General features: G+C 69.0%; 8 protein-coding genes. 2 read left to right on the top strand and 6 right to left on the bottom strand.

The genetic code is table 11. The annotated features are described in order from the left end of the window. Window positions 1–29 precede the first annotated feature (29 nt). The 4 genes from GGC30_RS14735 to GGC30_RS14750 all read right to left on the bottom strand — a co-directional run bounded on the left by GGC30_RS14735 (window position 30) and on the right by GGC30_RS14750 (window position 2609). Entirely contained in the window at window positions 30–980 is a 951-nt protein-coding gene (locus tag GGC30_RS14735) for a right-handed parallel beta-helix repeat-containing protein (RefSeq protein WP_153925698.1), read from the bottom strand. Further along, on the bottom strand, window positions 980–1777 hold the full coding sequence (locus GGC30_RS14740; protein WP_370452014.1) for a PA-phosphatase: 798 nt from the start codon (window positions 1775–1777) through the stop codon (window positions 980–982). The genes GGC30_RS14735 and GGC30_RS14740 overlap by 1 nt, the downstream gene beginning before the upstream one ends. Continuing rightward, a complete protein-coding gene (locus GGC30_RS14745) occupies window positions 1774–2268 on the bottom strand; it encodes a hypothetical protein (RefSeq protein WP_153925702.1) in 495 nt (164 codons plus the stop codon). Before GGC30_RS14745 ends, GGC30_RS14740 begins: the two co-directional genes overlap by 4 nt. A 77-nt stretch (window positions 2269–2345) precedes the next feature. Next, window positions 2346–2609, bottom strand: a complete 264-nt coding sequence (locus GGC30_RS14750) for a ribonuclease (protein ID WP_153925704.1) — start codon at window positions 2607–2609, stop codon at window positions 2346–2348. 103 nt (window positions 2610–2712) lie between these two features. On the opposite strand from GGC30_RS14750, the gene GGC30_RS14755 reads away from it, so the two are divergent. Continuing rightward, window positions 2713–3717: an LLM class flavin-dependent oxidoreductase gene (locus GGC30_RS14755; RefSeq protein WP_153925705.1), complete on the top strand. Its 1005-nt coding sequence runs from the start codon at window positions 2713–2715 to the stop codon at window positions 3715–3717. Here the strand turns inward: GGC30_RS14755 and GGC30_RS14760 are convergent. After that, the gene (locus GGC30_RS14760; protein ID WP_153925707.1) at window positions 3714–4685 is read right to left on the bottom strand and encodes an alpha/beta fold hydrolase; all 972 of its coding nucleotides are present in this window, start codon (window positions 4683–4685) and stop codon (window positions 3714–3716) included. The genes GGC30_RS14755 and GGC30_RS14760 overlap by 4 nt on opposite strands. Window positions 4686–4732: 47 nt before the next feature. On the opposite strand from GGC30_RS14760, the gene GGC30_RS14765 reads away from it, so the two are divergent. Then, entirely contained in the window at window positions 4733–5569 is an 837-nt protein-coding gene (locus tag GGC30_RS14765; protein WP_153925709.1) for an aldo/keto reductase, read from the top strand. Here the strand turns inward: GGC30_RS14765 and GGC30_RS14770 are convergent. After that, the gene (locus tag GGC30_RS14770; protein ID WP_370452015.1) at window positions 5566–5967 is read right to left on the bottom strand and encodes an HIT domain-containing protein; all 402 of its coding nucleotides are present in this window, start codon (window positions 5965–5967) and stop codon (window positions 5566–5568) included. The genes GGC30_RS14765 and GGC30_RS14770 overlap by 4 nt on opposite strands. Window positions 5968–6125 lie beyond the last annotated feature (158 nt).

Genomic DNA, 6125 nt, shown 5'->3' on the forward strand with positions numbered 1-6125 from the left:
CCGAACCACCGCTCTGCGCAAGGTGCCGATCAGCGTCGCACGACGTTTCGGGCCGTCAGATTTCCCGTGGCGCCGTCGCCGTCGTCCGCGCTGGACCCGAACGGCCAGCCCCGGTCGTCGCCGCAATAGCGTCGTCCGCCCTCGCGCGACCCGATCACCACAACGCGTGGCCTCAGCCAGCCCGCGCCGGTGAACAAATTGTCCGTAATCTGATTATACGACGGCGTCTGGTGGCGGATCACGCCGTCCTCGCCGCAGTTGCGATACAGAAACACCCCGCCCTTGCCGTGCAACGCCAGCCGGTTGTCGACGATGCGGTTGGCGCCCGACCCGTCCACCGCGATCTGTTCGCGTCCGGTGTGAATATCGAAATCGTTATCCTGGATCAGCGCGCCTGCGCTCTCGGCGTCCAGATAGATGGCGGTCGAGGTAGAGCGCCCCGTAAAGCGGGATCGCGTCACCGTGGTGCGCGTGACCCCGGGTCCGACATACAGGGGAATGGTCCCCACGCCCTCGAACCGGACCCGGTCCAGGGTGACGCGGAGCGGCGCGGCGGACTGGGCCGCTTGCGTGTGTCCGGCCGTGCGTGACGAGGCCAACAGGTCGCGCATCGATCCGCCCGCCCCCATGCCCCAGACCCGCACATTGCCGACGACGGTGCAGTTTCGAATCGTCACATCGACCGGCCGCGACCACCGATCGCCCTCGCGGCGGGACCAGACGGCGAGGGTCGGGGCGGCGGTCGTCGCCGGGCCCGGCGCGCGGATGGTCCCGCCGCCGCAATCCAGTGATGCGCCTGAGCCTTCCGCGCCCTCGATCAGAACGCGGCGGCGGATATCGACACCTGACAGTTCGGCTTGGCACGTCAGGCGATACGGCTGCGTCGACGGCGCCGTCAGCGCCGCCACCTCTTGCGGCGTGCACGGCCGAACGGCCGGCGCCTGAAGGGTCAGCAAGGCCAGGGCCAGCGCCGCCGTCATCAGGGCAGAGGAATCGCCAAGGCCGCGCGCTCGGCCGCGCAGCCGGGATTGGTAAGGCCGCTGCGACGCGCGGCCGCCAGCTCGCCCCGCGCCGCCGCCATGTCCGCCTGGAAGGCCGGGGTGGCGACGGCCCTGACCCCAACATCCCGCCCGATCTGTTCGCCGACCGCGACATCCGTCGGATAGTGCATGGCGCAAATCAGGCGACTGACCCCGATCTCATGGCCGATCCGGCGCACGGCCTCCGCGCGGTCTGGCTCCAGCGCCGCAAAGGCCTCGCCATAGGCCGTCGCGACCGCTGCGCTGCCGGACGGATAGGAGGCGCTGCGTCTCGCCGCCGGCGTCAGGGTCTGGCAGGCGCGGCGACCGGGATCGTCGCCGACCGGCCGCAACCGCGCCTGGCGCGCCTTGACGCGTTCGGCCGCACTGTTTGCATCGTGGAAGATCCGCGCCATCACGCGGTCCAGCGCCGGCGTCTCGGCCGACCCCAGACGAACACCCAAGGCGCAATCGAAATGTTGCAGGGCCAGCGGCGGACGCAACTCGGCATGGGCGGTCGCCAGCAGCCAACGGTCGCCGTCCTCTAGCGCCACAAGACGCGCCGAAGCCGCCTTGTCCGCAAGATCCGCGACGGACCCCGGAGCCGGGGCCGGCGGGACTGCATTCGTCAACTGGACGACAACGTCATCGCTCAGATAGCCTTCAGCCGGCATCGCGCCGTCCGGCTTGGGTGCCCCTGCGCACCCACCGGCCAGCAGGATCGCCGTCGCCGCGCCCAGGGCGGCGACCCGGTTCACTGACCGGCGCTCCAGCCCAGCTGGACCGAGGTCACGCCGGTCTCGGTCGGCGTGGCGACGACCTGCAGCGAGGCGCCGTTCACCGCGTCCGCCGCCGCGCCATAGGCACGCGTGTCGCCCTGGTTCATTCCGGCGACGGAGCGCAGGCCCGCCTTCTCGGCGCGCTCGCGATAGAAGGCGACGACATCGTCCGGCGAGGCGGTGGTGGTGAAGGTCACCAGGCCGCCCGGCCCGGCCTCGCCGCCGGCGGCCAGAGGCTGGCCGTCCACCTGTGCGCCGGGATACACGACGGCGAAGGACGGCGGCCCGTCGGCGGCGGACGCAGCCCCTCCTCCAACAGCGGGCGCTGCGGCTGCTGGAGGCGTCACATCAGAGACGGCCGGCGCCGACGCATCAGGCGCAGCCTTGGCCTCGACCGGTTGGGCCGAGCGATCACATCCTGCGAGGCAAAACAGAACCACGACGGCGGAGGCCGCCAAGCGAAGCGTCATCGAAAGGTCGTCCTTGGACCGATGGAAGGTCAGAGCGCCACCGTGGCGCATGGTTGCGGCGGCGGCAAGGCGCCCGCTCAGTCTGCGGCGTCGTCCTGGTCCTTGGAGCCTTCCTTCGCCAGCCGGTCGTTGATCTCGGCGGAATCGGGGTCGTCATCCGTACCCGCAGCCGAACCGCCGCGCAGCGAGCCTGCCCGCGTGTCGGATCCCGAATCGCTGCCGTCCAGGGCGTCGATCAGCGTATCCGCCTTGTGACCCAGATCCGGCTTTTCGCCCATGTCGGCGGCTTCGCGGGCGTCGTCGCAATCCGCTTCGGGCTTGGGAGAATCGGTGTCGGTCATGGCGCATCGCTCCGCTCGTCGAGATCAGTTTAAAGCGCCTGATCCGGTTGCGGTTCCAGACCCTCGCCCTTGAACCCCGAGGGAGAGACCCGATCTAGGCGTCATGATCCCGTTTTCAGTTCTCGACCTCTCCCCCATCGTCGAAGGCGGCGACGCCCGACGCGGCCTGGATGAAACCCTGGCCCTGGCCCAGGCCGCCGATCGGCTCGGCTATGAGCGGTTCTGGCTGGCCGAACACCACAATATGCCCGGCATCGCCAGCGCGGCGACCGCCATCGTCATTGGCCATGTCGCGGCGGGGACCGAGCGCATCCGCGTCGGCTCGGGCGGCGTCATGCTGCCCAACCATGCGCCCCTGGTCGTCGCCGAACAGTTCGGCACGCTGGAGACCCTGTTCCCTGGCCGCATCGACCTCGGCCTGGGCCGCGCGCCCGGCACGGACGGTGCGACCGCCCGCGCGCTGCGGCGCTATTTCGAAGGCGTCGATCAGTTTCCCCGCGACGTCGTCGAACTGATCCAGTGGTTCGAACCGGCCTCCGAGAACCAGCCCGTCCGCGCCGTGCCGGGCGCCGGCCTTCGCGTACCGATCTGGCTTCTGGGCTCCAGCCTATTTAGCGCCCAGCTCGCCGGTCAGCTCGGCCTGCCCTACGCCTTCGCCAGCCATTTCGCCCCCGAACTGCTGCTGGAGGCCCTGGCCCTGTACCGCCGCGAGTTCGTCCCCTCGGATCGCCTGGCCAAGCCCCACGCCATGGCCGCGATCAACGTCTTCGCCGCCGATACGGACGCGGAAGGCGTGCGCCTGTCCACGTCGATGCAGCAGAGCTTCGCTCGCCTCTCGACCGGCAAGCCGGGCAAGCTGCCGCCGCCCGTCGATGACATCGCCGCGATCCTGACGCCGCAGCAGATCGCGGGCGCCAAGGGCCGGCTGCTCTATTCCGCCATCGGCGGCCCGGAGACGGTGAAGCGCCAGCTGACCGACTTCATCGCCCTGACCGGCGTGGACGAACTGATGGTCACCGGCATGATGTTCGACAACGCCGCCCGCATCCGCAGCCTGGAGATCGTGGCCGAGGTGCGTGATCAGATGGCGACGAAGCAGGCGGCCTAGAGGCCCTTCAGGAAAGCCAGCAGCAGGCGGTTGATCTCATCCGCCCGTTCCTGCTGGATCCAGTGACCCGCGCCCGGCACGACGACCGAGCGGATCAGGTTCGGCGCCCAGTCCTTCAGGCTCGCCTCATGCCCGCCGGCGTAGTGGCGCACCGGGTCGTCCTCGCCGACGACAAACAGGGCGGGCGGGGTGATCTTCTGGTCCTGCACGAAAGCCGTCAACGACCAGTTCAGGTCCATCGCCCGATACCAATTTAGGGGCCCTTCGAACCCGCCCGCCGAAAAGGCGTGCACATATTCATCGAAATGCGCCTCGCTCATCCATGGCGGCAGGGTCGCGTTGTCGGCGATGGTGTCGAGCAGGGCCACGCCTTCGGGCATGAAGCCGGTCGATCTGCGATCGGCGGGGGTTGCGCCGTCGTAGGCGTAGAACAGTTTCCTCAGCGCCACCGCCGGATCGGCTTCCAGCGCGCGGTGCGCGTCCGGCGCCTGAAATCGGCTGATATAGAGGTCGCCCAGCCCGGCCCGTTTCGAGATGGCGGCCATGGCGGCCGTGGGCGGTCCCTTGGGTCGGCGCGGCTGGAACGGCACCGACAGCCCCGCGACCGCCGTGAACAGATCCGGCCGCAACAGGGCGCAATGCCAGGCCACCGGCGCGCCCCAGTCATGCCCGACGACGATGCAGGACGCCTTGCCCAGCGCGCGGACCAGATCGACCATGTCACCGACCAGATGCAGGATCGCGTAGGCCTCCACCCCCTCCGGCTTCTCTGTTCCGCCATAGCCCCGCATGTCCGGGGCGACGACATGATAGCCCGCCTGCGACATCGCCTGGACCTGGGCGCGCCAGCTGATCCCCAGTTCTGGGAAGCCGTGGATCAGCAGGACCAGCGGCGCGTTGTCATCCTCGAACCCGGCCTCCAGAACCTGTTGGACCAGACCGTCGGTCTTGATATGCCGGGTTCGCATCACTTCCTCCGACGGCGTCTTCGCCGCTCATTATCGTCAGGACGGACATGACCCGCCTCGTCACTTTTGCGGACGGTACGACCGTTCCCGCCCTCGGCCAAGGCACCTGGGAGCTGGGCGACGACCCGGCCTGGCGCGATGAAGAGCAGCAGGCCCTGGCGCGCGGCATCGACCTGGGCATGACCCTGATAGACACGGCTGAACTCTATGGTGACGGTCGCTCGGAACGTCTGGTGGGCGAGGTCATCGCCGGACGCCGCGATGAGGTCTTTTTGGTCTCCAAGGTCCGGCCTGAGAATGCGTCGGAGATGAAGATGATGCTGGCCTGCGAGAAGTCGCTGGAACGGCTTGGCGTCGAGCGGCTGGATCTCTATCTGCTGCACTGGGAAGGCCATGTGCCGCTGGAGGAGACCGTCGAGGCCTTCCGCGATCTGGTCGACGAAGGGATGATCGCCCGCTGGGGCGTGTCCAACCTGGACCTGCGCGCCATGGAGCAGTTGATGGAGATCGAGGGGGGCGAGGACTGCGCCGCCAACCAGCTGCTCTATAATCTCGCCTCACGCGGGGTGGAGTTCGACCTCTTCCCGTGGATGCAGGCGCGCGACATGCCGATGATGGCCTATTCGCCGCTTGGGCGAGGCGAACTGCTGGAGCAGCCCCTGATCCGCGACATCGCCAATCGCCATTCCGCCAGCCCGGCCCAGGTGGCGCTGGCCGCCGTCCTGCGCCAGGACGGCGTCATCGCCATCCCGAAGGCCAGTTCGGTCGAACACGTCGAGGCCAACGCCGACGCCCTGGACATCCAGTTCGACCTGGAAGACCTGGAACGGCTGGATGCGGCCTTCCCGCCCCCGAAACACGCCGTGCCGCTGGATATCATTTAGCCGCCGGAGACGATCGTCAGCCGCCGCGCCCGCTCACCGTCCGCATACGGAACAACCGGTCCGCGACCCCAGACCGGATCGGGCCAGAGACCGTCGTCGCGGCGGCGGCCCACCACATGGACATGCAGCTGCGCCGTCACATTGCCGATGGCGCCGACGTTCAGCTTTTCGACCGCACCCAGCCGCCGAACCAGCGCTCCGGCCCGCACCGTCTCCTCCATTAACACGGCTCGCTCTTCGACACTCAGATCCTCCAGCTCCACCGCGCCCTCGACGCGAGGGATCAGGATCAGCCAAGGAAAGCGAGCGTCGCCCTGAAGCCGCACATGGCACAAAGGCCATTCGGCGGCGGCGACCGATCCCGCCTCGAAGGCGGGCGCGACAGAAAACCCCATCAGTTCAGCCCATAGATGACGCAGGCGCTGTCGGTCATCACCTGCAAAGGCGGTTGCAGCGCCAGACGCGCCGCCTCGATCTGGGCCTCGCTGGGCGCGCCGCCTCCGGGCGCTGGAGGCGGCGCGCCCAGCGAGGCCCAGATCGAGGCGGCGCGTCTGGC

Source organism: Brevundimonas sp. SPF441, assembly GCF_009661015.1.
Classification (GTDB): Bacteria; Pseudomonadota; Alphaproteobacteria; order Caulobacterales; family Caulobacteraceae; genus Brevundimonas; species Brevundimonas vesicularis.

What these genes read in the sequence shown, in the direction of transcription:
- GGC30_RS14735 (WP_153925698.1), bottom strand. Translation starts at nt 980, where the DNA reads ATGACGGCGGCGCTGGCCCTGGCCTTGCTGACCCTTCAGGCGCCGGCC.
- GGC30_RS14745 (WP_153925702.1), bottom strand. Translation starts at nt 2,268, where the DNA reads ATGACGCTTCGCTTGGCGGCCTCCGCCGTCGTGGTTCTGTTTTGCCTC.
- GGC30_RS14750 (WP_153925704.1), bottom strand. Translation starts at nt 2,609, where the DNA reads ATGACCGACACCGATTCTCCCAAGCCCGAAGCGGATTGCGACGACGCC.
- GGC30_RS14755 (WP_153925705.1), top strand. Translation starts at nt 2,713, where the DNA reads ATGATCCCGTTTTCAGTTCTCGACCTCTCCCCCATCGTCGAAGGCGGC.
- GGC30_RS14760 (WP_153925707.1), bottom strand. Translation starts at nt 4,685, where the DNA reads ATGCGAACCCGGCATATCAAGACCGACGGTCTGGTCCAACAGGTTCTG.
- GGC30_RS14765 (WP_153925709.1), top strand. Translation starts at nt 4,733, where the DNA reads ATGACCCGCCTCGTCACTTTTGCGGACGGTACGACCGTTCCCGCCCTC.